Here is a 1,594-nt window from a genome sequence, read left to right as displayed (position 1 = left end):
GTTGAAAGCAAACAATACGGCTCTGCGGTTACCAATAAAACTTTTAATACAACAAATGGCTATTTCATACTCAAAGATGGTAAATTTGCAAAAATTACACCCACGAAGAAAACAATTTTAGCTTTATTCCCTTCCAAAGTGCAAGAATTAAACGAGTATTTGAAAAAAGAAAAAATTGATTTAAAAAACGATAGCGATTTAAAGAAGCTATTTGAATACCTAAACCAAATATAAAAGACATGGCCATTTTTGATATAATTTATATGCCTATTACTATTTCGCAATACGAGGCAGGCATGATTAAATAATTATTTTAACTATCATGGCTCCTACAAATAAAAATAATAAACATAGATGAAACCCACCCTATTAATATTGGCTGCAGGAATGGCTAGCCGTTACGGAAGTATGAAACAGATTGATGGCTTTGGCCCAAATGGCGAAACCATTATTGATTATTCAATTTATGATGCCATTAACGCTGGCTTTGGCAAAGTTGTATTTATTATAAAAGAAGAGTTTGTAAAAGAGTTCAAAGCCATTTTCGAACCTAAACTTGAGGGAAGAATTGAAACAGAATATGTTTTTCAAAATTTCGATTTAAAACAATTTGGCATCCAAGAGGAAATTTATAGAGAAAAACCCTGGGGTACAGCACATGCAATCCTTTCAGGCAGAAACGCAATTAAAGAACCATTTTGTGTAATTAACGCTGATGATTACTACGGTTTTGATGCTTTTAAGAAAATGGTCGATTTCTTAACTACAGAAGTAACAGACAGCAACTATGCTATTATCGGTTATGAGGTTGGCAAAACCTTATCAGAATTTGGTGCTGTTTCGCGAGGTGTTTGCAAAGTAGATGCTGCTGGCGATCTGGAAGAAATTGTAGAACGTACAAAAGTTTACCCTAAAGATGGTAATATTTTTTACGAAGAAAACGGTGAAGAATTTCCATTAAGCTATGAGACTCCGGTTTCAATGAATTTCTGGGGATTTACACCAGCGGTTTTCAAAATTACGGAAGATCTGTTCAGAGAATTTGCAGAAGCAAACAAAGATAAACCAAAAGCTGAGTTTTTTATCCCATTAATAGGCGAAAACCTGGTAAAAAGTAATATAGCAAGCTTTAAAGTTGTACCAACCTCGAACAAATGGTTTGGTGTAACTTATAAAGAAGATAAACCGTATGTTCAGGATTGTATTGACCAATTGGTTAAAAACGGAACATATCCAGAAAAACTATGGAACTAAATTTAGATTCCGAAGTTTTAAAAGCCTACGGATACGCTAAAGAAAATATACAAATTACACAAATRGGTACGGGTTTAATTAACCGTACTTATTTGCTTTCGCCCCTATCCGAAAAGAAGAAATACATTCTTCAAAACATAAACACTTCGGTTTTTAAATCGCCCCAGGCCATTGCCAGCAACCTGAGGTCTATTGCCGATTACCTCACCTTCACTTGCCCTGAATATCTTTTTATTAAGCCTGTTTCTACCACAAACAGTGAAGAAATGGCGCACATTCATCATGAATATTGGCGGATGCTTCCTTTCGTGCCAAATACCGTCTCGTTAGACGTTTTAGC

General features: G+C 35.0%; 2 protein-coding genes and 1 pseudogene. All 3 read left to right on the top strand.

Annotated features, from left to right (window positions below; translation table 11 throughout):
* Positions 1–234, top strand: a 234-nt coding sequence (locus AC1DPQ_RS27110; RefSeq protein WP_477611472.1) for a hypothetical protein, incomplete at its 5' end; no start/stop codon positions are given.
* 120 nt (positions 235–354) lie between these two features.
* Entirely contained in the window at positions 355–1,254 is a 900-nt protein-coding gene (locus AC1DPQ_RS27105) for a nucleotidyltransferase family protein (protein WP_477579158.1), read from the top strand.
* Positions 1,245–1,594: pseudogene (locus AC1DPQ_RS27100) on the top strand (hypothetical protein); the annotation flags it as partial. The gene AC1DPQ_RS27105 and the pseudogene AC1DPQ_RS27100, both read left to right, overlap by 10 nt.

Source organism: Pedobacter sp. 01T416_2 (assembly GCF_056398925.1).
The sequence above is the reverse complement of the archived record's forward strand: the minus strand, read 5'-3'. Positions and strand labels throughout refer to the sequence as shown.